Annotated in this window: 22 protein-coding genes and 1 tRNA gene; 15 read left to right on the top strand and 8 right to left on the bottom strand. The window is 59.6% G+C overall.

Going from position 1 to position 20,881, the window contains the following annotated elements:
* Position 1: 1 nt before the first annotated feature.
* Positions 2–1,291, bottom strand: a complete 1,290-nt coding sequence (locus ACM6IK_RS07715) for an OprD family porin (protein WP_108216821.1) — start codon at positions 1,289–1,291, stop codon at positions 2–4.
* 238 nt (positions 1,292–1,529) lie between these two features.
* Between ACM6IK_RS07715 and ACM6IK_RS07710 the strand changes: the two genes are divergently transcribed.
* Together ACM6IK_RS07710 and ACM6IK_RS07705 are read left to right on the top strand one after the other, a co-directional pair.
* Positions 1,530–2,201, top strand: coding sequence for a response regulator (locus ACM6IK_RS07710; RefSeq protein WP_007979804.1), 672 nt, complete (start codon positions 1,530–1,532; stop codon positions 2,199–2,201).
* Positions 2,194–3,582: a sensor histidine kinase N-terminal domain-containing protein gene (locus ACM6IK_RS07705; RefSeq protein ID WP_414873838.1), complete on the top strand. Its 1,389-nt coding sequence runs from the start codon at positions 2,194–2,196 to the stop codon at positions 3,580–3,582. The genes ACM6IK_RS07710 and ACM6IK_RS07705 overlap by 8 nt, the downstream gene beginning before the upstream one ends.
* Before the next feature lie 161 nt (positions 3,583–3,743).
* On the opposite strand, the gene ACM6IK_RS07700 is transcribed toward ACM6IK_RS07705, so the two are convergent.
* Both ACM6IK_RS07700 and ACM6IK_RS07695 read right to left on the bottom strand, forming a co-directional pair.
* Complete coding sequence (locus ACM6IK_RS07700) at positions 3,744–4,565, bottom strand: HDOD domain-containing protein (protein ID WP_414873837.1); 822 nt, start codon at positions 4,563–4,565, stop codon at positions 3,744–3,746.
* 34 nt (positions 4,566–4,599) lie between these two features.
* Positions 4,600–5,541, bottom strand: a complete 942-nt coding sequence (locus ACM6IK_RS07695; RefSeq protein ID WP_414873836.1) for a YgfZ/GcvT domain-containing protein — start codon at positions 5,539–5,541, stop codon at positions 4,600–4,602.
* Positions 5,542–5,690: 149 nt separating this feature from the next.
* Between ACM6IK_RS07695 and ACM6IK_RS07690 the strand changes: the two genes are divergently transcribed.
* Both ACM6IK_RS07690 and ACM6IK_RS07685 read left to right on the top strand, forming a co-directional pair.
* Complete coding sequence (locus tag ACM6IK_RS07690) at positions 5,691–5,945, top strand: succinate dehydrogenase assembly factor 2 (RefSeq protein ID WP_108216825.1); 255 nt, start codon at positions 5,691–5,693, stop codon at positions 5,943–5,945.
* A complete protein-coding gene (locus ACM6IK_RS07685) occupies positions 5,929–6,381 on the top strand; it encodes a protein YgfX (protein ID WP_414873835.1) in 453 nt (150 codons plus the stop codon). Before ACM6IK_RS07690 ends, ACM6IK_RS07685 begins: the two co-directional genes overlap by 17 nt.
* On the opposite strand, the gene nadB is transcribed toward ACM6IK_RS07685, so the two are convergent.
* Complete coding sequence (gene nadB, locus ACM6IK_RS07680; protein ID WP_414873834.1) at positions 6,350–7,966, bottom strand: L-aspartate oxidase; 1,617 nt, start codon at positions 7,964–7,966, stop codon at positions 6,350–6,352. The two genes, ACM6IK_RS07685 and nadB, sit on opposite strands and share 32 nt — an antisense overlap.
* Before the next feature lie 551 nt (positions 7,967–8,517).
* Here nadB and rpoE point away from each other — a divergent pair.
* From rpoE to ACM6IK_RS07660, 4 genes are all read left to right on the top strand, one after another.
* Positions 8,518–9,099, top strand: a complete 582-nt coding sequence (gene rpoE / locus ACM6IK_RS07675) for an RNA polymerase sigma factor RpoE (RefSeq protein WP_003172477.1) — start codon at positions 8,518–8,520, stop codon at positions 9,097–9,099.
* A gap of 31 nt (positions 9,100–9,130) precedes the next feature.
* Positions 9,131–9,718: a sigma-E factor negative regulatory protein gene (locus ACM6IK_RS07670; RefSeq protein WP_414873833.1), complete on the top strand. Its 588-nt coding sequence runs from the start codon at positions 9,131–9,133 to the stop codon at positions 9,716–9,718.
* Positions 9,719–9,726: 8 nt separating this feature from the next.
* Positions 9,727–10,689: a MucB/RseB C-terminal domain-containing protein gene (locus ACM6IK_RS07665; RefSeq protein ID WP_414873832.1), complete on the top strand. Its 963-nt coding sequence runs from the start codon at positions 9,727–9,729 to the stop codon at positions 10,687–10,689.
* A gap of 178 nt (positions 10,690–10,867) precedes the next feature.
* Entirely contained in the window at positions 10,868–12,292 is a 1,425-nt protein-coding gene (locus ACM6IK_RS07660; RefSeq protein WP_414873831.1) for a DegQ family serine endoprotease, read from the top strand.
* An 86-nt stretch (positions 12,293–12,378) separates the two neighbouring features.
* On the opposite strand, the gene ACM6IK_RS07655 is transcribed toward ACM6IK_RS07660, so the two are convergent.
* Entirely contained in the window at positions 12,379–13,812 is a 1,434-nt protein-coding gene (locus tag ACM6IK_RS07655; protein ID WP_414873830.1) for a M48 family metalloprotease, read from the bottom strand.
* A gap of 98 nt (positions 13,813–13,910) precedes the next feature.
* Between ACM6IK_RS07655 and ACM6IK_RS07650 the strand changes: the two genes are divergently transcribed.
* Together ACM6IK_RS07650 and ACM6IK_RS07645 are read left to right on the top strand one after the other, a co-directional pair.
* On the top strand, positions 13,911–14,150 hold the full coding sequence (locus ACM6IK_RS07650; RefSeq protein ID WP_007996208.1) for a sulfurtransferase TusA family protein: 240 nt from the start codon (positions 13,911–13,913) through the stop codon (positions 14,148–14,150).
* A 31-nt stretch (positions 14,151–14,181) separates the two neighbouring features.
* Positions 14,182–15,252, top strand: a complete 1,071-nt coding sequence (locus tag ACM6IK_RS07645) for an AI-2E family transporter (RefSeq protein WP_414873829.1) — start codon at positions 14,182–14,184, stop codon at positions 15,250–15,252.
* A gap of 126 nt (positions 15,253–15,378) precedes the next feature.
* On the opposite strand, the gene ACM6IK_RS07640 is transcribed toward ACM6IK_RS07645, so the two are convergent.
* The gene (locus ACM6IK_RS07640) at positions 15,379–15,852 is read right to left on the bottom strand and encodes a peroxiredoxin (RefSeq protein WP_414873828.1); all 474 of its coding nucleotides are present in this window, start codon (positions 15,850–15,852) and stop codon (positions 15,379–15,381) included.
* Between the two features lie 10 nt (positions 15,853–15,862).
* Positions 15,863–16,423, bottom strand: a complete 561-nt coding sequence (locus ACM6IK_RS07635) for a glycine cleavage system protein R (protein WP_007979776.1) — start codon at positions 16,421–16,423, stop codon at positions 15,863–15,865.
* A 328-nt stretch (positions 16,424–16,751) separates the two neighbouring features.
* On the opposite strand from ACM6IK_RS07635, the gene dapA reads away from it, so the two are divergent.
* From dapA to ACM6IK_RS07610, 5 genes are all read left to right on the top strand, one after another.
* The gene (dapA, locus tag ACM6IK_RS07630; protein WP_414873827.1) at positions 16,752–17,630 is read left to right on the top strand and encodes a 4-hydroxy-tetrahydrodipicolinate synthase; all 879 of its coding nucleotides are present in this window, start codon (positions 16,752–16,754) and stop codon (positions 17,628–17,630) included.
* A 17-nt stretch (positions 17,631–17,647) separates the two neighbouring features.
* A complete protein-coding gene (bamC, locus tag ACM6IK_RS07625) occupies positions 17,648–18,763 on the top strand; it encodes an outer membrane protein assembly factor BamC (RefSeq protein WP_414873826.1) in 1,116 nt (371 codons plus the stop codon).
* 4 nt (positions 18,764–18,767) lie between these two features.
* Positions 18,768–19,526 carry an MBL fold metallo-hydrolase gene (locus ACM6IK_RS07620; protein ID WP_108216837.1) on the top strand — a complete coding sequence of 253 codons (759 nt, stop codon included), beginning with the start codon at positions 18,768–18,770 and terminating at the stop codon, positions 19,524–19,526.
* A 28-nt stretch (positions 19,527–19,554) separates the two neighbouring features.
* Positions 19,555–20,268 (top strand): phosphoribosylaminoimidazolesuccinocarboxamide synthase, encoded by a 714-nt coding sequence (gene purC, locus ACM6IK_RS07615; protein WP_007944067.1) that lies wholly within the window; start codon positions 19,555–19,557, stop codon positions 20,266–20,268.
* Between the two features lie 83 nt (positions 20,269–20,351).
* Positions 20,352–20,441, top strand: a tRNA-Ser gene (locus tag ACM6IK_RS07610).
* A 244-nt stretch (positions 20,442–20,685) separates the two neighbouring features.
* Here the strand turns inward: ACM6IK_RS07610 and ACM6IK_RS07605 are convergent.
* Entirely contained in the window at positions 20,686–20,850 is a 165-nt protein-coding gene (locus ACM6IK_RS07605) for a hypothetical protein (protein ID WP_414873825.1), read from the bottom strand.
* Between the last annotated feature and the right edge of the window lie 31 nt (positions 20,851–20,881).

The raw sequence follows: 20,881 nt of genomic DNA, 5'->3' as shown, positions 1-20,881 counted from the left end.
ATTACCAAAGGGCAACGCTATAGCTCACCAGCAGACGCACTTCATCGGCATCGCGAGCGGAGTAGTTGGAACGGTAGGTGGCATTGCGCAGGCGCACGGCGACATCCTTGAGCGCGCCGCTTTGTACAACATATTTAATTTCGCTGTCGCGTTCCCACTCTTTGCCTTCGTCACCGTTCTTGAGCTTGATGTTGTCACCGCTCACGTAACGGCTCATGAAGGTCAGGCCGGGGACGCCGAGAGTGACGAAGTCGAAGTCATAACGCGCTTGCCAGGAGCGCTCCTGGGCGCCGGCAAAGTCGTTGATCTGCACGAAGTTCACCAGGTACGGGTCGCTGCCATCCACATAGGGGAACGCGCTGTCGCCGGACATGTGCTGGTAGCCCGCGCTGAACTTGTGCCCGCTCAAGGCGTAACTCACCAGGCCGTTGAGGGACTTGTTGTCGATCGGGCCGCCACGGGCCTCGCCCTGGTCATCACTGATGGCAAATCGCAGGTCGCTGGCAAAGGTGCCAGGGCCGAACGGCTGCGAAGCAACCAGCCCGAGATAATGCTGGTTGTAGACTTCATCGAGTTGCGCGAAGTGGTAGCTGCCGGTGATTTTGTCGGTGAGCTTGTAGTCCACGCCGCCAAAGTCGAAGTGCTTGCCGGCCACGGTGCCAGCGAAACGGCCGTTCTTGTTGTTGAGGGCAATGTCCTCGAAGTCGGTGCTGTCGCGATCCTTGGCCTTGTCCAGACGCCCGCCGGTGAAGGTCAGGTTCTTGATCTCCTTGGAGGTCAGCATGCCACCTTCAAAGGTCTGCGGCAGGATGCGTCCGTCGTTGGGCTTGAGGATCGGCAGTTCCGGAATCAGGGTGCCGATCTTCAGCTCGCTGGCGGAGATTTTCACTTTGCCGGTCAGGCCGAGTTTGGAGTATTCGTCCACGGCTCGCCCATCGTCGGTCGGCAGCAGGCCGGTACCGGTACGGTCCGGGCTCGAATCGAGCTTGACCCCCAGCATGCCCAGCGCATCGACACCGAACCCCACGGTGCCGTCGGTGTAGCCTGATTTAAGATTGAGCATGAAGCCCTGGGCCCACTCATCACGCTTGGACTGTTGGGCACTGGTGCCGTCGCGATAATCGCGATTGAAGTACATGTTGCGGGTTTCGAAAGTCGCCGAGCTGTCGTCGAAGAATGCGGCCTGGCTCAACGGTGAAAAACCGGCAAGGGCGGCAGCGCTGGCAAGCGCGGTGTGGCTGAAACGGGAGAGGCGGGCAGGCGCGATAGCCTGGGTCTGCAGGGACTGCATGGATGACTTACTCCGTTTATTGTTCTTATTTGTCGAAAACGCTTCGAGGCGTTTTTCGTATCGCTGTGTGGCTGCAGCGACGGCAGTCGAAACTGTCCGTGGTCCGACTCTAACGGGCTAACCTTTCGCTAACCTTTCAGAAGACTTTCACGATTTTTCGGGCTTCACAGCGACGGATGCCGCTGTAAACTCCGCGCCAAAGAATGGCGTCGACCATCCCTGAATGAGGTAAAGATTCATGCGTGTCCTGCTCGTCGAAGACCATCTGCAGCTCGCCGAAAGTGTCGCCCAGGCGCTCAAGAGCACCGGGCTGACCGTGGACGTTCTGCACGATGGCGTGGCAGCCGACCTGGCGCTGGGCAGCGAGGAGTACGCCATGGCGATCCTCGACGTCGGCTTGCCGCGCATGGATGGCTTCGAAGTGCTGGCGCGATTGCGGGCGCGGGGCAAGAACCTGCCGGTGTTGATGCTGACCGCCCGCAGCGACGTCAAGGACCGGGTCCACGGCCTGAACCTCGGCGCCGACGACTACCTGGCCAAGCCGTTCGAGCTGACCGAACTCGAAGCCCGGGTCAAAGCCTTGTTGCGCCGCAGCGTGCTGGGCGGTGAACGCATTCAGCGTTGCGGAGTGCTGGCCTATGACTTGGAAACCCGTCGCTTCACCCTCGGCGAAGAATTGCTGACCCTGACTTCCCGCGAGCAAGCCGTACTCGAAGCCCTGATCGCGCGCCCCGGTCGGGTGATGAGCAAGGAGCAATTGGCGTCGCAAGTGTTCGGTCTCGATGAAGAGGCCAGCCCCGATGCGATCGAAATCTACGTGCACCGGCTGCGCAAGAAACTCGATGGCCAGCCGGTTGCCATCGTGACCTTCCGCGGCCTCGGTTACTTGCTGGAAAGCCGCGATGCATAAGCCCAGCAGCCTGCGCTGGCGGTTGTTGTGGAACCTGGCGCTGTTGCTGGTGGTATTGATGCTGGCCAGTGGTTTGAGCGCCTACTGGAACGGTCGTGAAGCGGCCGACACGGCCTATGACCGGACTTTGCTCGCCTCGGCGCGGACCATTGCCGCAGGCCTGTCCGAGCACGATGGGAGCCTCAGCCTCGACGTGCCTTATGTCGCCCTCGATACCTTCGCCTACGACAGCGCCGGGCGGATTTTCTACCTGGTCAACGACATCAATCAGAAGCTGATTTCCGGTTACGAAAACCTGCCCGCGCCGCCGCCGGGAACGCCGCGCACCGATGACTACCCGGCACTGGCACGTTTCTACAACGCCCAGTACCGCGGGCAGAATGTGCGCGTGGTGAGCCTGCTCAAGCCCGTGAGCGAGCCGAACATGAACGGCATGGCGGAAATCCGCGTGGCGGAAACCGATGAAGCGCGTGTCAGCATGGCCCGCAGTCTGGCGACAGATACTTTGCTGCGCCTGGGCATGCTGGCGGGTGGGGCCTTGATGTTGGTGTGGTTCGCGGTGAGTGCCGCGTTGCGCCCGCTGGAGCGCTTGCGCACGGCAGTGGAGGAGCGTCAACCGGACGATCTGCGGCCCTTGCCATTGGTGGAAGTGCAGCGCGAATTGTGGCCGCTGGTGCGCGCCCTCAATCACTTTACCGAGCGCTTGCGCGGGCAGTTCGAGAAACAGGCGCAATTCATCGCCGATGCCGCCCACGAACTGCGCACACCGCTGGCGGCGCTCAAGGCACGACTGGAACTGGGCATGCGCTCAGTCGAGCCCGAAACCTGGCGCAGCACGCTGGAAACCGCCGCCCAAGGCACTGATCGCTTGACCCATCTGGCCAATCAGTTGCTTTCCATGGCACGGGTCGAAAATGGCGCCCGGGCGATTGCCGAGGGCGGCGCACAGTTACTCGACCTCAGTCAGTTGGCTCGGGACCTGGGCATGGCCATGGCGCCGCTGGCCCACAAGCGCGGCATCGCGCTGGCGCTGGAAGCGGATGAACCCGTCTGGTTGCGGGGCGAGCCGACATTATTGAACGAACTGCTGAGCAATCTGGTGGATAACGCACTGGCTCACACGCCGCCGGGTGGCAACGTGATTTTGCGCGTTTCGGCGCCCGCCGTGCTGGAAGTCGAAGACGATGGCCCCGGCATTCCTCTTGAGGAGCGCGATCGGGTATTCGAGCGGTTTTACCGACGCAATCAGCAAGTGGCCGGTTCAGGGTTGGGGTTGGCGATTGTCGGTGAGATCTGCCGCGCGCATCTGGCGCAGATCAGCCTGCATGATGGCGAGCACGCAGGGTTGAAGGTGCGGGTGAGTTTTGTTGCGGGGGAATGAATATTCCCACTGTGGCGAGGGGGCTTGCCCCCGTTGGGCTGCGAAGCTGCCCCAAAACCTGCGACCGTGTAAGCCAGGCACACCGCATAGTCATGATTTACGACTGCTGCGCAGCCGAACGGGGTGGTGCGGCATTCCGACAAGCCCCCTCGCCACAATGATCAGTAAAGCATCGAGCGCATTTCTTCCAGATCGGCACACATCGCCTTGTCGTCCGGATCGATCCCTAGCTTGACGAAAGCGGGCACGCTGAAGGGATCGATGCGCGAGATCAGATGGTCAGTGTCTTTGTGGCAATACAGACTGGCCACCTGCACCAGATCCACATAATCGACCTGCGCAGACTGGCGTTTGAAATTCAGGTACAGCTGCGGCACTTGCACCAGCATGTCGGGAAATTCCCAGACCCTGAGCAGTTTTTCGCCGATCAGCGGATGAATCTGGTCGATCACATGGTTGAGGCTGACCGGGTCGGACAGCAGTTCGTAGTGATCTTCGGCGTAGGTCAGGATCGGCAGCACGCCGATCTGATGCACCAGCCCGCCAAGGGCCGCCTGATCGGGCTTGAGTCGGGTATGGCGGCGGCACAAGGCGTAGCTGACGCCGGCGATTTCCAGGCTTTTACGCCAGACATCGCGCATCTTCTGTTCGACCACGTCGGAGCGGGCATGGAAAATCTGCTCCATGACCAGGCCGATCGCCAGATTGCAGCTGTAGTTGATGCCCAGGCGGGTGATCGCGGTATGCAGATCGGTCACTTCCTGGGTCGCGCGCAACAGTGGGCTGTTGACCACTTTGATCAGGCGTGCCGACAGCGCGGTATCGCGGCCGATCACTTTGCTCAGGGTGCTGACGCTGACTTCCGGGTTTTCTGCGGCCTTGCGAATCTGCAGGGCCACTTCCGGTAACGTTGGCAGAACCAGGTCATCGTTATTGATGGCCTCAACCAAATCCTTTTGGACCTTTTCCGCCAGTTCGCTCATTTAGTCTCTCTAGGTGTCGCGCCAAGTGCTGCCGTTATTGCTGGATTTCGCGATCGCGGTCCAGTTCATAAGGCAGGTCGAGCAGCTGCAGGGACGGCCCTTCGAGCGCGCCCAGGTGGATGTCTCCACTGTCTGCTGCTTCGGCTTGCAACACCGCCAGGAGCTCAATGTTCTGCCCGGCGCGGGCAGCCAGCACCACTTCGCCAATGGAACTGCCGTGGGTCGGGGAAAACAGCGCGGTACCCGGTTCAGGCAGTTCGCTGGCCGTCAGTTGCAGGCGATACAAACGGCGCTTGAGTTTGCCCAGGTATTGCATGCGCGCGACGATTTCCTGCCCGGTGTAGCAACCTTTCTTGAAACTCACGCCACCGACCGCTTGCAGGTTGAGCATCTGCGGGATGAACAACTCGCGGGTGCCGGGCATGACCTGGCCGATCCCTGCGCGGACCTGGCCCAGCAGCCATTGATTCAGATCGCCTTCGCTCAGCACCGCCGATAGCTTGCCTTTGACCACATCGGCTTGACCGGCGGTAACCCACAACTCGGCGCGTTGCGGCGAGACACGGATGGCGATCAGCCCATCGTTGCGCACGACGCTGTCGGTTTCTGCCGGCAGGTCCAGACCGAGGCTGACCAGTGCAGCGTCGCCATGGTCGACGCCGAAGCGGACCCAGGCGGCACTTTCGTCGGTCAGTTTCGACTTGGAAAACACCGCGTATTTTTTCAGGTCCGCCAATTGCGGTTCGAGCAATTCGGTGGCCATGGCCAGGACCACGCCGTCACTCTCGAGCAGGATGCGGAAACTCGATTGCATCCGGCCTTTCTGGGTGCAGCGTGCACCGAGGCTGGCCCGGGAATCGCTCAGGTAGTTGAGATTGCAGGTCAGTTGGCCTTGCAGGAATTTGCTGGCGTCCGCGCCGCGGACCGCGAGAACACCTTCATGTGAAAGGGTGCAGAAAAAAGCAGAATCGGCCATGGGTCATCGCAGGGTAAAGAGTCTGGCGGACATCATAAGGGGGCGCCTTCGAAATGGGTAGTTCACAAAGGATCACCAGTGCCCGACCAAAGCCGACTGTTCGACGGGGCGCGGGCCTGTATACTTGCGGCCTATTTGAGGAGCGCTCCATGGTCGAAGATGTTGAACTGAACCGCCTCTACTGGCACAGCCGCCGCGGCATGCTTGAGCTTGACGTGCTGCTGGTACCGTTTGTGAAAGAGGTTTACCAGCACCTCAACGAGGTTGATCGCGCCTGCTACGTCAGGTTGCTCGAATGCGAAGATCAGGACATGTTCGGTTGGTTCATGGAACGCAACGAATCCGAAGATCCTGAGCTGCAACGCATGGTTCGCATGATCCTGGATCGTGTCCAGCCCAAGTAATTCGTTCGAATGCCGCTGGCATGCCTCTCGGCAGTTGCTGGCGGCGTATCTTCTGGCCCAGCTGTTCGCGTTGGGCTCGTTGTGTTTACTGTCAATTCCGCTCTGGGCCAGTTTGCTCGGCGTTGCGCTGTGCGCGGCTCACGGAGTCTGGCTGTTGCCCCGGCAAATCTTGTTGACGCACCCGCAGGCCTTTTGCGGCTTGCGCCGTGATGCCGATGGCTGGCAATTGTGGAGTCGGGCCAAGGGTTGGCAGCCCGTGCAACTGAGACCGGACAGCCTGGCGCTGCCGTTGGTGGTGGTACTGCGTTTTCGACTACGTGGTGAGCGCCGGGTCCGGGCCATTTGCGTGCCCCGGGATGCGCAGGCGGCGGATGTACACCGACGCCTGCGGGTCCGGCTCAAATTCAGCCGACGTAGGTGGGCGGCACCAGAATAGTGTCCAGCGCGACCGGCAACAGGTTCGGGTAGTCGAGGGTGTAATGCAGGCCACGGCTTTCCTTGCGCTCCATGGCTGACAGAATCATCAGCTCGGCCACTTGCGCCAGGTTGCGCAGCTCGATCAAATCCCGGCTGACCTTGTAGTTACTGTAGAACTCGTCGATTTCATCCAGCAGCAATTGCACGCGGTGTTGCGCCCGTTGCAGACGCTTGTTGGTGCGCACGATGCCGACGTAGTCCCACATGAATCGCCGCAATTCATCCCAGTTGTGCGCAATGATCACGTCTTCATCGGAATCGGTGACCTGGCTCGCATCCCAGGCGGGAAGGGGGGCGGGCATCGAAATTCGGGGCAGCTGTTCGAGAATGTCTGCGGCCGCCGAGCGGGCATAAACGAAACATTCAAGCAGCGAGTTGCTGGCCATGCGGTTGGCGCCGTGCAGGCCGGTGAAACTGGTTTCGCCAATGGCGTACAGACCCGGCACGTCGGTGCGGCCCTGTTGATCGACCATCACACCACCGCAGGTGTAGTGCGCTGCCGGGACCACCGGAATCGGTTGCCTGGTGATGTCGATGGAAAATTCCAGGCAGCGTTCGTACACCGTCGGGAAGTGCGTCTTGATGAAAGCTTCGGGCTTGTGGCTGATGTCCAGATAGACGCAATCGACGCCCAGGCGCTTCATTTCATGGTCGATGGCCCGGGCGACGATGTCCCGTGGCGCCAACTCTGCCCGTGGATCGAAGCGTTGCATGAAGCGCTCACCGTTGGGCAGCTTCAGGTGGGCGCCTTCGCCTCGCAGGGCTTCGGTGATCAGGAAGCTCTTGGCTTGCGGGTGATACAGGCAAGTGGGGTGGAACTGATTGAACTCCAGGTTCGCCACCCGGCAGCCCGAGCGCCAGGCCATGGCGATGCCATCGCCGCAGGCGCCGTCGGGGTTACTGGTGTACAGGTAAACCTTGGCCGCACCACCGGAGGCGAGAATCACAAAACGGGCGCCATAGGTGTCGACTTCGCCGGTACCGCGATTGAGCACATAAGCACCGAGGCAGCGATCACCTTCCAGGCCCAGGCGTTTCTCCGTGATCAGGTCAACCGCCACCCGCTGTTCCAGCAGTTCGATGTTCGGCCGTTTCCTGGCCTGATCGAGCAGGGTTGTGAAAATGGCTGCACCCGTGGCATCGGCGGCGTGGATGATGCGCCGATGGCTGTGGCCGCCCTCGCGGGTCAGGTGGAACTCGAAGCCGCCATCTTCGTTGCCCGACTGTTCATCGCGGGTAAAGGGCACGCCCTGGTCGATCAGCCACTGAATGGCTTCCTTGCTGTGCTCGACGGTAAAGCGCACAGCGTCCTCATGGCACAGGCCGCCGCCGGCATTGAGCGTGTCATCGACATGGGATTCAACGGTATCGGTATCATCCAGGACGGCCGCAACGCCGCCCTGGGCCCAGAACGTCGAGCCATTGGCGAGGTTGCCCTTGCTCAGAACGGCAATGCGCAAATGACCGGGCAAGGTCAGCGCAAGGCTCAAGCCGGCAGCACCGCTGCCAATTACCAGAACATCGTGTTGAAACTGTTGGCTCATTTCAGGATTCCGCTCAAAGCGACCCGGGTCGGGGGTGGCGCAGCTGGACTGGCGAGTCAAAGCAGCCGCACGCCCACTAGTATATAGAGGGGGGGAGCGGCACAATACCCGAGCTGGCATGGCATTGTGAAACTAGTGTGACGGAAAATATCGGTCGCTTCGTCGGATGTTTTTCTGCCCGTTGAGCGCGAGAATGACTGTATCGCCGATTTAACAGTCTTTTTCCCTTCACAGTTGCACAATGTCGGGTCGGTACAGCTATAAATATTTGGAACTTTTGCCAGCGGGCCAAGATCAATAGACGGTTGCCCGAAACAAGGGACAGTGTCGGCTTCAGTGCGGGATTGCGGTGCGATCCTTGCCGAAGAGTCCGATGACAAGATTATCCGCGCAGCCGGGTCAACTCGTGCTGCGCTTTTCGTGCGTGCCAAATCAGCGCCCGCAGGAAACTTGCCTGGAGGGGGAGAACTTTTGCGAAAAGCCCGAGTCTATGTTTGCAAGTCTGGTGGTTTACTTCTGCAAGCCTCCTCCGAGCTCATCGAGGAGTGTTCATGCTAACCCAGGAAGAGGATCAGCAACTGGTCGAGCGCGTTCAGCGCGGCGACAAGCGTGCTTTCGATCTGCTAGTGCTGAAATACCAGCACAAAATTCTCGGGTTGATCGTGCGTTTCGTGCACGACACCCATGAAGCCCAGGATGTGGCACAAGAAGCCTTTATCAAGGCGTACCGTGCACTTGGAAACTTTCGCGGAGACAGCGCGTTTTATACGTGGCTTTACCGCATCGCCATCAACACGGCGAAAAATTATCTGGTTTCACGCGGCCGTCGGCCGCCGGATAGCGATGTCAGTTCCGAGGATGCAGAGTTCTACGATGGCGATCATGGCCTCAAGGATCTCGAGTCGCCAGAACGGGCTTTGCTGCGGGATGAGATTGAAGGCACCGTCCATCGAACCATTCAGCAACTGCCGGAAGATTTGCGTACGGCTTTAACTTTACGTGAATTTGATGGTCTGAGTTACGAGGACATTGCGAGCGTCATGCAATGTCCGGTAGGCACCGTGCGCTCCCGGATCTTCCGCGCCCGGGAGGCCATCGACAAAGCCCTGCAGCCGTTGTTGCAGGAAAACTGAAGACAGCGGCGACAGCCAAGAGAGGAACGCCATGAGTCGTGAAGCCCTGCAGGAATCGCTGTCCGCAGTGATGGATAACGAAGCGGACGAATTGGAATTGCGTCGGGTATTGAATGCCTGCGACGATGTTGAAACCCGTGAAACCTGGGCTCGTTATCAGATCGCTCGGGCAGTGATGCACAAGGATCTGCTGCTTCCTCGTCTGGACATCGCTGCGGCTGTTTCTGCTGCCCTGGCTGATGAAGCCGTACCGGCAAAACCTTCCCGTGGTCCATGGCGCAGCCTTGGGCGTCTGGCGGTCGCAGCTTCCGTGACCCTGGCGGTGCTGGCCGGTGTGCGTCTGTACAACCAGGATGAGATCGCCGGCGTCGAACTGGCCCAGCAATCCAGTCAACCCGCACTGGCCGCTCCTCAAGTAAAAGGCCCTGCTGTTCTGGCAGGCTACAATGAGGGTTCGGAAGCTACTGGGCCCATGGCCAGCGGTGTATTGCAAGGTCAGCCAGGCTGGCACGATCAGCGTCTGCCAGGCTATTTGCGCCAACATGCTCAACAGGCTGCACTGAAAGGCACTGAGAGCGCTCTGCCGTACGCTCGTGCCGCAAGTCTGGAAAACCGTTAAGGAGGACCATGCGCGCCATACCTCTACTTTCGCTTCTGCTCAGCGGCTGGTTCATCGTTCCAGCCCAAGCCGATGATGCCCAGGACTGGTTGACCCGCCTGGGCCAGGCAGAGCAACAGCAAAGCTTTCAGGGTACTTTCGTCTACGAGCGTAACGGTAGTTTTTCTACCCATAACATCTGGCACCGTGTCCAGGATGGAAAGGTCCGCGAGCGTTTGATCCAGCTCGACGGTCCCGCTCAGGAAGTCGTTCGCATTGATGGGCAAACCCAATGCGTCAGTGGCACGCTGATAGCAGGGCTTGGGGACTCCCCGAACTCCGCGGCCCGTGCACTCGATCCTCAAAAGCTCAAGAATTGGTATGACCTCGCTGTCATCGGCAAGTCGCGTGTCGCCGGGCGTTCCGCGGTGATCGTATCGCTGACACCCCGCGATCAACACCGCTACGGTTTTGAACTGCATCTTGATAAAGAAACCGGCCTGCCTCTGAAGTCTTTGTTATTGGACGACAAGGGACGGTTGTTGGAGCGCTTCCAGTTTACGCGACTGGATACCGCTGACGTTCCTTCCGAAAAAGACCTGCAGGCCAGTAATGATTGCAAGCCCGTCAATCTCGAAAGTGACAAGGCTTCTGCCGTCAAGTCTGCCCAGGTCTGGCGCTCCGACTGGCTGCCGCCCGGCTTCGAGCTGACCAGCAGCACCGCTCGCAAGGATCCGGAGACCAAAACCCAGGTCAATAGCCTGATGTATGACGATGGCCTGACGCGCTTTTCGGTATTCCTCGAGCCGTTGAATGGCGCAACAGTCACCGACACCCGTACTCAGTTGGGGCCGACCGTTGCGGTTTCCCGGCGCTTGACCACGGCACAGGGTGAGATGATGGTGACCGTCGTCGGTGAGATCCCGGTCGGTACTGCTGAGCGGATAGCGCTTTCGATGCGTACCACAGACGCCGCTGCAACCAAGCAGTGAGCTGGATTCGAAATGTTTCGTGAGCATTTCAATTTGCTAAAATCCCGTAAATTTCATATAGGTCAGAGTCCCTCGGCTCTGGCCTTGTTTGTTGTTCCCGGAACAAAAATACCGGCGTATTGTTCCCGGTGTTCCTTGCTCCATATCGCTTAACCATGCTCGTCGTAACGGGAGCCGTATGTCGATACCACGCTTGAAGTCCTACCTTTCCATTATTGCCACCGTACTGGTGCTCGGTCAGGCGGTCACCGCCCAAGCGGTCGAATTGCCTGACTTTACGCAACTGGTCGAACAGGCCTCGCCTGCAGTCGTGAACATCAGTACCACGCAAAAGCTGCCGGATCGCCAAGTCAGCCAGCAAATGCCCGACCTCGAAGGCTTGCCGCCAATGCTGCGCGAATTCTTCGAGCGAGGCATGCCGCCGCAATCGCGTTCACCTCGCGACCGTCAGCGCGAGGCAACTTCCCTGGGGTCGGGTTTCATCATCTCTACCGATGGCTATATCCTGACCAACAACCACGTGATCGCCGATGCTGACGAAATCCTCGTCCGCCTGGCTGATCGCAGCGAAATGAAAGCCAAGCTGATCGGAACCGATCCACGTTCCGACGTGGCGCTGCTGAAAATCGAAGGCAAGGATCTGCCAGTGCTGAAGCTCGGTAAATCCCAGGACCTGAAGGCCGGCCAATGGGTTGTCGCGATTGGTTCGCCATTCGGCTTTGACCACACGGTGACCCAAGGCATCGTCAGTGCCGTCGGTCGCAGTCTGCCGAACGAAAACTATGTACCGTTCATCCAGACCGACGTGCCGATCAACCCGGGTAACTCGGGCGGCCCGCTGTTCAACCTGAACGGTGAGGTGGTCGGGATCAACTCGCAGATCTACACCCGCTCCGGTGGCTTCATGGGGGTGTCGTTTGCGATCCCGATCGACGTGGCCATGGATGTTTCCAATCAGCTGAAATCCGGTGGAAAAGTCAGCCGTGGCTGGCTGGGTGTCGTGATTCAGGAAGTGAGCAAGGACCTGGCCGAGTCGTTCGGTCTGGAGAAGCCGGCGGGTGCGCTGGTTGCCCAGATCCAGGATGATGGCCCGGCTGCCAAAGGTGGCCTGCAAGTCGGCGACGTGATCCTGAGCATGAACGGTCAGCCAATCGTCATGTCGGCCGACTTGCCGCATCTCGTTGGTGCGTTGAAGGCGGGTGCAAAAGCCAATCTGGAAGTGATTCGTGACGGCAAGCGCAAGAAAGTCGAGCTGACCGTCGGTGCAATTCCGGAAGAAGCCAAAGAGCTGGATGCCGAACCAAAATCCAGCATCGAGCGCAGCAGCAATCGCCTCGGTGTTTCTGTGGTCGAGTTGACTGACGAGCAGAAGAAAACCTATGACCTCAAAGGCGGTGTGATGATCAAGGATGTGCAGGATGGTCCTGCCGCCATGATCGGCCTGCAGCCGGGTGATGTGATCACCCACCTGAACAACCAGGCCATTGGTTCCACCAAGGAGTTCGCGGACATCGCCAAGGCGCTGCCAAAGAACCGCTCGGTGTCGATGCGGGTACTGCGTCAGGGTCGAGCGAGCTTCATCACCTTCAAGCTGGCTGAGTAATCCGGTAGCCCGCTGAATAAAAAACCGCCTCCTAAGGGGCGGTTTTTTTGTGTCCGGACTTTTTGTTTCCGGGGGCGGGGGGGGCGTCAGCCCATCATGTCCTTGATCATGCGCTCTTGTTCCATCAGCTCACGTTGCCGTGCGTCGATCCGCGAAGACAGCGGGAAGTTCGTGCCGGCCTTGCGTTTGGCGAAGTCCAGTTGCTGAATGGCCTGTTTATAGTCCCCGACCAGTGCAAAGTATTCGGCGCGAGCCTGATGCAGGCCGATGATATTGCCCGACAGGCCGCGTGTCTCGGCAACCTGATACCACACGTCCGGATCATCCGGGCGGGACTTGAGCAGGCCTTCGAGGGCTTTTTCCGCATCCGCAGTACGGTTCTGCTTGAGTAGCAGGTCGACTCGAATCTGGTTCAGCGGGTAGTTGCCAGCGTATTGGCCCATCAACCGGTCCACCCGGGACTGGGCATCCGCCAGGCGATTGTTGGTGATGTCCAGATCGACCTGAGCCAGGTTGTAGATGATTTCGTTGGGTGCCTTGACCAGCAATTGCTTGAGGTTTTCCCGTGCTTCGTTCAGTTGGCCGCCCTTGATCTGGGCAATCGCCAGGCCGTAGCGTGCCACGTCGTTTTTCGGGTTCTCCTCGAGCTGGGCGCGGAAGCGCTTGGCGCCAAGCCCCGGGGTTTCTTCATAGATCAGTTGGACGCGTGCGCGGATCAGTTGGTAGCGCATGCTGTCTTCGATACCTCCCGCTGGAAACTGTTCGGCGCGGTTGCGGGTGTCGGCGATACGCGACTCGGTGACCGGGTGAGTCAGCAGAAATTCCGGTGGCTTGGCATCGTAGCGGTACTGACGCCCCAGGCGCTCGAACATGCTGGGCATCGAGCGGGGATCGTAACCGGCCTTTTCCAGATTGAGGATGCCGATACGGTCGGCTTCCTGTTCGTTCTGGCGGGAGAATCGCCGCTGTTCCTGGATGGCTGCGGCCTGTGTGCCGGCAATGGCTGCAATCCCGGCGTTACCGCCACCTGCGGCTGCAACCACGATGCCGGCCAGCAATGCAGCCATCATCGGTACTTGCATGCGTTGCTGCGCTTCGACGCCCCGGGCAAAGTGGCGTTGCGACAAGTGAGCCAGTTCGTGCGCCAGTACCGAAGCGTATTCGCCTTCGGTCTGGGCGTAGAGGAACAAGCCACCGTTGACCCCGACGATCCCGCCGGGTGCCGCAAAGGCGTTGAGCTGCGGGCTGTTGATCAGGATGAACTCCAGGCGCCGGTCAGTGACCTGGCTGGTCTCCACCAGCCGGTAGACGCTGGATTCCACGTAATTCTTGAGTTGCGGATCGTTGAGCTGTGGAACCTGACTGCGCAACATGGCCAGCCAGGCGCGGCCGAGCTGGTATTCCTGTTGCGGCGAGACAATGGCAGAACTGGCGTCGCCGAGTGACGGCAGGTCGTCGGCGAAGCCCGGTGAGGCGAGCAGGCAAGCGAGCGTCAGCAGGGTAGGGCGCAAAAATGTCATGCACAAAGCCTTAGTCGACAAAGACCTTACTGTAGCCGGACACCGGCGTTGCGACCAGATATTCTAGGCAACTCAACCATCTGACCCGGAGTGATGCAATGACCGACGCTGTAGAGCATGACGTTGAACTGGACGCCAGCGGCCTGAATTGCCCGTTGCCGTTGCTCAAGGCCAAGATGGAGCTCAACCGGCTGGCCAGTGGTGCGGTGCTCAAGGTCATCGCCACCGATGCGGGTTCGCAGCGCGACTTTCGCACCTTTGCCCGATTGGCCGGTCATACCCTGCTTCGTGAAGAAGATGACGCGGGTGTTTACCGCTACTGGTTGAAAAAAGCCTGAAATCGGCTGCGTTTGTTCTTAAGGATTATTGATGTTCAAAGTGTTACGCGACTGGATTCAGCGCTATTTTTCCGATGAAGAAGCGGTGGTGCTGGCTGTCCTGCTGTTTCTGGCATTCACCGTCGTACTGACCTTGGGCGGTATGCTGGCGCCGGTGCTCGCCGGGATGGTGCTGGCGTACCTGATGCAGGGGCTGGTGGTGGCCCTCGAGCGCCTGCGCGTGCCGGGTTGGGCCGCGGTGGGGCTGGTCTTTGCGTTATTCATGGGGTTGTTGCTGGTATTCATCGTGGTTGTCGTGCCGTTGCTCTGGCACCAATTGATCACGTTGTTCAACGAGTTGCCCGGCATGCTTGCCAAGTGGCAGTCGCTGTTGCTGCTGCTGCCCGAGCGTTATCCGCACCTGGTATCCGATGAGCAAGTGTTGCGGGCCATCGAGGTGGCGCGGGGCGAGATCGGCAAGTTTGGTCAGTGGGCACTGACGTTCTCGCTGTCGAGCCTGCCACTGCTTGTGAACATCATGATCTACCTGGTGCTGGTGCCGATCCTGGTGTTTTTTTTCCTCAAGGATCGGGCCATGATCGGCCAGTGGGTGCGCGGTTACCTGCCCCGTGAGCGGGCGTTGATCACTCGGGTCGCCCATGACATGAACCGGCAGATCGCCAACTACATTCGCGGCAAGGTCATCGAAATCTTCATTTGCGGTGGCGTGACCTACATCGCCTTTGTTGTTCTTGAGCTCAATTACGCGGCGCTGCTGGCACTGCTGGTGGGGATCTCGGTGGTGGTGCCTTATGTCGGTGCCGTGGTGGTGACTGTGCCCGTGTTTCTGATTGCGCTGTTCCAGTGGGGCTGGAGCGATCAGTTCATTTACTTGATGGCGGTCTACGGGATCATCCAGACGCTGGATGGCAACGTACTGGTGCCATTGCTGTTCTCGGAGGCGGTCAACCTGCACCCGGTGGCGATCATCTGCGCTGTGCTGCTGTTTGGCGGGCTGTGGGGCTTCTGGGGGGTGTTCTTCGCAATTCCTCTGGCGACGCTGTTCAAGGCGGTGCTGGATGCGTGGCCGCGCAAGGAGCCGGTGGTATCGCCGCTGCTTTAACGTGTGATTCAGGTTTTTCAGCGGGGCTGAAGTCCCATTCGCGGGCAAACCCGCTCCTACAGGGGCAGCGCAGTCCTTGTAGGAGCGGGCTTGCCCGCGAAGGCCTCTGAGCAGACGCCCTATGAATCAGGCTTTATTCAGGGCCTGAGCCGCAGCCATTACCGCATCAACATGCCCCGGCACCTTCACGCCGCGCCATTCCTGGCGCAACACGCCTTTGGCGTCGATCAGGAAGGTGCTGCGATCCACGCCCATGTATTCCTTGCCGTAGAGCTTTTTCAGCTTGATCACGTCGAACAGCTGGCAGATGGCTTCGTCCTTGTCGCTGATCAGCTCAAAGGGGAATTGCTGCTTGCACTTGAAGTTCTCGTGGGATTTCAGGCTGTCGCGAGACACACCGAACACTTCGGTATTGGCAGCCTTGAACGCGGCGTACTGATCACGAAAGCCTTGCCCTTCGGTGGTGCAACCCGGCGTGCTGTCCTTGGGGTAGAAGTAGATCACCACCTGCTTGCCTTTCAGATCAGCGAGGCTGACGGTGTGCCCGCTGGTGGCGGGCGCTTGGAAATCGGCAACCGGTTGGTCGATGGCAACGGCCATGAAAGCTTCCTTACATTGGGTTCTGTGGGCGCCAGGGTTCGATCAGGGCATCGAGGTTCAGCGCGTCGGCAAAATCCAGGAACTGATCGCGCAGCCAGCTGATCTGCACACCGGCCGGCAAGGTCACGGTAAACGTGGCGTTGAGCATGGTGCCGCCGGTCTGCGGAGCCTGATAGGTGTCGCAGGTCAGGTTTTCCAGCTCGACATTGTGGTCCATGAAGAACTGGCACAGCTCGTTGATGATGTCCGAGCGGTAGGCCGAGCTGACATAGGCGACGTACGGCAGGGCCTGGGGGCGGTTTTCCAGGGCGGCGCTGCGCACCACGTTGACCGTGAATGCATGTCGTTTGGCCAGTACTGGCAGGCTGCCTTCCAGGCGTGCCAGGGCATCCCAGCTGCCGGATATCTCCAGCACCAGCGCGCTGCATTCGCCATGACGGGTCAGGCGAGAGGTGACAACGGCGCAGCGGTTTTCATGGCTGGCGCGGCACAGGACGTTGGTCAGCTCCATGGGGTTGGCGCCGAGGGCACTGATGACAAGGAATTGTTCGCGAACTGTGGGGGTGGACATGCAGCATTCCTAAAGCGATGAGCGGTCGATACGTCAAAGGGCCGATTTACCGGGAGCGAGCCTGCGGATGCGAACTCAAAAAGCCCCGAGTGACAGGTTGCGACGTGCTCCGGCAGGGCGGGAGCGAGGCGTGACAACGCTGGATCAGGGCTTGTGATGCCGAAAATGGAGGCTGAAACCCGACGGACGAGCTTGTCTGTCTCGATCAAAGTCTGAAGGGTAGCGAAAACCGGCGCCAAGGGGAATGGCGGCAGCACAGTACTTCGCTTGTGCAAGCATCTTGGCGCCAGTACCATTACGGCTCTCTTTTTCCGGCAGGAGCGGTTTCATGATTGCGGGCAGTATGGTGGCACTGGTCACACCCATGGATGCACAGGGGCGTCTTGACTGGGACAGCCTCAGCAAACTCGTGGACTTCCACCTTGAAAACGGCACCCATGCCATTGTCGCCGTCGGTACCACCGGCGAATCGGCAACCCTCGACGTCAACGAGCACATCGCAGTCATCCGCGCCGTGGTCAAGCAGGTCAACGGTCGCATTCCGGTGATCGCCGGTACCGGCGCCAATTCGACCCGCGAAGCCGTCGAATTGACCCGCAATGCCAAGGAAGCCGGCGCCGACGCCTGCCTGCTGGTCGTGCCGTACTATAACAAGCCGACCCAGGAAGGCCTGTACCTGCACTTCAAGCACATCGCCGAAGCGGTCGACATCCCGCAGATTCTCTACAACGTTCCCGGCCGCACCTCCTGCGACATGCAGGCCGAGACCGTGATCCGCCTGTCCACCGTGCCGAACATCATCGGTATCAAGGAAGCGACCGGCGACCTCAAGCGCGCCAAGGCCATCCTTGACGGCGTAAGCAAGGACTTCATCGTCCTCTCCGGCGATGATCCGACCGCGGTCGAGCTGATCCTGATGGGCGGCAAGGGCAATATCTCCGTCACCGCCAACGTCGCGCCGCGGGAAATGGCCGATCTGTGCGAGGCCGCCCTCAAGGGGGATGCCGAGACCGCACGGACAATCAACGAAAAACTGATGCCGCTGCACAAGGACTTGTTCATCGAAGCCAACCCGATTCCGGTGAAGTGGGCTTTGGTTGAAATGGGCCTGATGCACGAAGGCATTCGCCTGCCGTTGACCTGGCTGAGCACACCTTGTCACGAAACGCTGCGCACGGCCCTGCGCCAGTGCGGCGTCCTGGTTTAATTGAGGAAGTACAACGCATGAAGCGAATGGCCGGACTTTCCGCACTTGCCTTGATTATCTCCAGCACCAGTGGCTGTGGATGGGTCTGGGGCCCGGAAGGTTATTTCCGTGACCGTGGTAGCGATTACCTGCAAGCGCAACAGACTGCGCCGATGCAAATACCGCAGGATATCCATGACGCCAAGCGTCTGGATCCGCTGTTGCCGATCCCGCGCAACGTGGCTGATGACACTGAGAAGGGCGAGTACGTAGTGCCTCGTCCGCAGCCACTGACGGCGGCTGCGGACGCCAGCCCCTATTCCCTGCAGAAGAGCGGCGGCTCCAGCTCCATCCTGGCGCAGAATCCACCGGCTGAAATCTGGCCAGTGGCCGTTCAGTTCTTCCAGGACAACGGCTTCCGTCTGGATGAACAGCGTCCGCAAACCGGTGAGTTCACCACGACCTGGCAGCACTCCGATGAACTGTCCGCCGCCATGGGCAAGCGCCTGAGCGCGGCCGGCGTCAGCACGGACAGCGAAACCCGCGTGCGGGTGCGCATCGAGCCGGGTGTGCAGCGCAACACCAGTGAAGTCTATGTGGTCAGCGCCGAGCGTCCTGCCGGCAGCACCGCTGACGTGGCTTTCACCAACCGTTCGGTCAACACTGGCCTGGACGCGGCACTGGTCGACGACATGCTTGCGAGCATGAGCCGTATCTCGGAGAAGGGCGGTTCGGTTTCCATGTTGGCTTCACGTGATTTTGACGCGCCTAGCCGTGTCAGCCTGAGCGAAGACGGCAGCGGCAACCCTGTGCTCAACGTCGGTACCGACCTGGATCGTGCCTGGTCGAGCGTCGGTCGTGCGCTGGAACAAGGTGAATGGCGTGTTGAAGACATCAACCGCAGTCTGGGCCTGTACTACATCAACCTGGCCGAAAAAGCCGAGAAGAAAGACGACAAGCCAGGCTTCTTGAGCAGCCTGTTCGGCAGCGCGCCGAGCAAGGAAGAGCTGGATGCCCGCGCCGAGCGTTATCAGGTTCGCCTGAGCAAGGTTGGCGAGAACGTCCAGGTCACCGTCGAGAAAAACATCAACACCGTGGCGCCGCCAGAGGTAGCGCGTAAAGTGTTGAGCAAGATTCAGGACAACCTGGGCTGATCCTATGCGTTTTGCCGTTCTCGGCAGCGGCAGTCAAGGGAATGGCACGCTGATAGCCAGCGCTGATACGTACGTGTTGGTGGATTGTGGTTTTTCCCTGCGGGAAACCGAAAAGCGCCTGCTGCGCCTGGGTGTGAACCCTGCGCAGCTGAGCGCGATACTCGTGACCCACGAACATGCCGACCACGTGCATGGCGTGGGTTTGCTGTCTCGGCGCTACAATCTGCCTGTCTACCTCAGTCGCGGGACCTTGCGCGGGATGCGCAAACCGATTGAACCCGCAGGCTTTCTGGCTGGCGGCGAGCAACTGCAAATCGGCAACTTGAGCATCGGTGTCATTGCCGTGGCCCACGATGCACAGGAGCCGACGCAGTATGTCTTCAGTGACGGTGAGCGGCGCTTCGGCCTGTTGACCGACCTGGGTTCGTATTGCGACAAGGTGCTGGACGGCTATCGGGACCTCGATGCGTTGATGATCGAGTCCAATCACTGCCGTGACATGCTGGCTCGCGGTCATTACCCGTACTTTCTCAAGCAACGGGTGGGCGGTGAACTGGGACATTTGAATAACCATCAGGCGGCATTCCTGGTGGCCGAGTTGGGCTGGAAAGACCTGCAACACCTGGTCCTGGCCCATCTGAGCAGCAAGAACAACCTGCCGCGGCTGGCCCGGCAATGTTTTGTCGACACCCTCGGGTGCGACCCGGACTGGCTGCAACTGGCCGATCAAGATTCAGGGCTCGACTGGCGCCACATCGCCTAGCCCATCTACTTAGCAAGCGGAGCCCATCATGGAAAAACGTGAAGAACTCTACCGCGGCAAAGCCAAGTCGGTTTACAAGACCGACGACGCTAACCGTTTGATCCTGCTGTTTCGCAACGACACCTCGGCGTTCGATGGCAAGCGCATCGAGCAGCTCGACCGCAAAGGCATGGTGAACAACAAGTTCAACGCCTTCATCATGCAGAAGCTCGAAGCTGCGGGCGTGCCGACCCAATTCGACAAATTGCTGGGCGACAACGAATGCCTGGTGAAGAAGCTCGACATGATCCCGGTCGAGTGCGTCGTGCGTAACTACGCCGCCGGCAGCCTGGTCAAGCGTCTGGGTGTCGAAGAGGGCATGAAGCTCAACCCTTACACCTTCGAACTGTTCCTGAAGGACGACGCCAAGGGCGACCCGTTCATCAACGAATCCCACGTCGTGGCCTTTGGTTGGGGCACCGCCGAGCAACTGGTTCGCATGAAAGAACTGTCGCTCAAGGTCAACGAAGTCCTGAGCAAACTGTTCGACGACGCCGGCCTGCTGCTGGTCGACTTCAAGCTGGAATTCGGCGTGTTCCACGATGGCTCCATCGTGCTGGGCGACGAATTCAGCCCGGACGGCTGCCGTCTGTGGGACAAGGCCACCGGCAAGAAAATGGACAAGGACCGCTTCCGTCAGGGCCTCGGTGACGTTATCGAAGCCTACGAAGAAGTCGCCAATCGTCTTGGCGTACCGCTTTAACCGACGCAAGCATCTGATAGCACAGAAATATTTCGCTTAGGGGGTTCGCTTCCTGCGAAAGTGTTGTTATGATGCGCGCCGTTGGAGAGATGCCAGAGTGGCCGAATGGGACGGATTCGAAATCCGTTGTACCTTCACCGGTACCTAGGGTTCGAATCCCTATCTCTCCGCCATAAATACCAAAGAAATCCCGCGAGTTAGACGCTCTGCGGGATTTTTTTTGCCTGCTGAAAAGTCACGCGACTATCAAATCGACCATCAAACGATGTGCGCCATTCAATGGACGTTCATGCTTGTCCGTGGTTGCCGGCGGACGGGGCGTTTTTTCCTACGAGCGGCGCATCATGGCAGCTATTCCCTTTCGGGAAGACTCGGAACTGATCACAAGTCCGCATTGTCCGCCCTGCTACGGCGACATTAGGGTGCGGAGCGTGACTCCAGGTCTATTTCCGTCGGCCACCGCACCTTGGGCGCCAAACGGCGCGCGAGGTTGAAGGTCACGTCTTCGTTGTTCCAGTCGCGGGGCGGGCGGGGGAAGGTGGGCAGGGCTTGCGGGCCTTGTTGCATGAACAGTTGAGCCATGGCCCAGTACTCGCTGAATCGGATTTCATGG

Source organism: Pseudomonas sp. IT-196MI5 (assembly GCF_949767415.1).
Classification (GTDB): domain Bacteria; phylum Pseudomonadota; class Gammaproteobacteria; order Pseudomonadales; family Pseudomonadaceae; genus Aquipseudomonas.
Note: the sequence above shows the minus strand (reverse complement) of the source record. Positions and strands in the feature narration are given on the sequence as shown.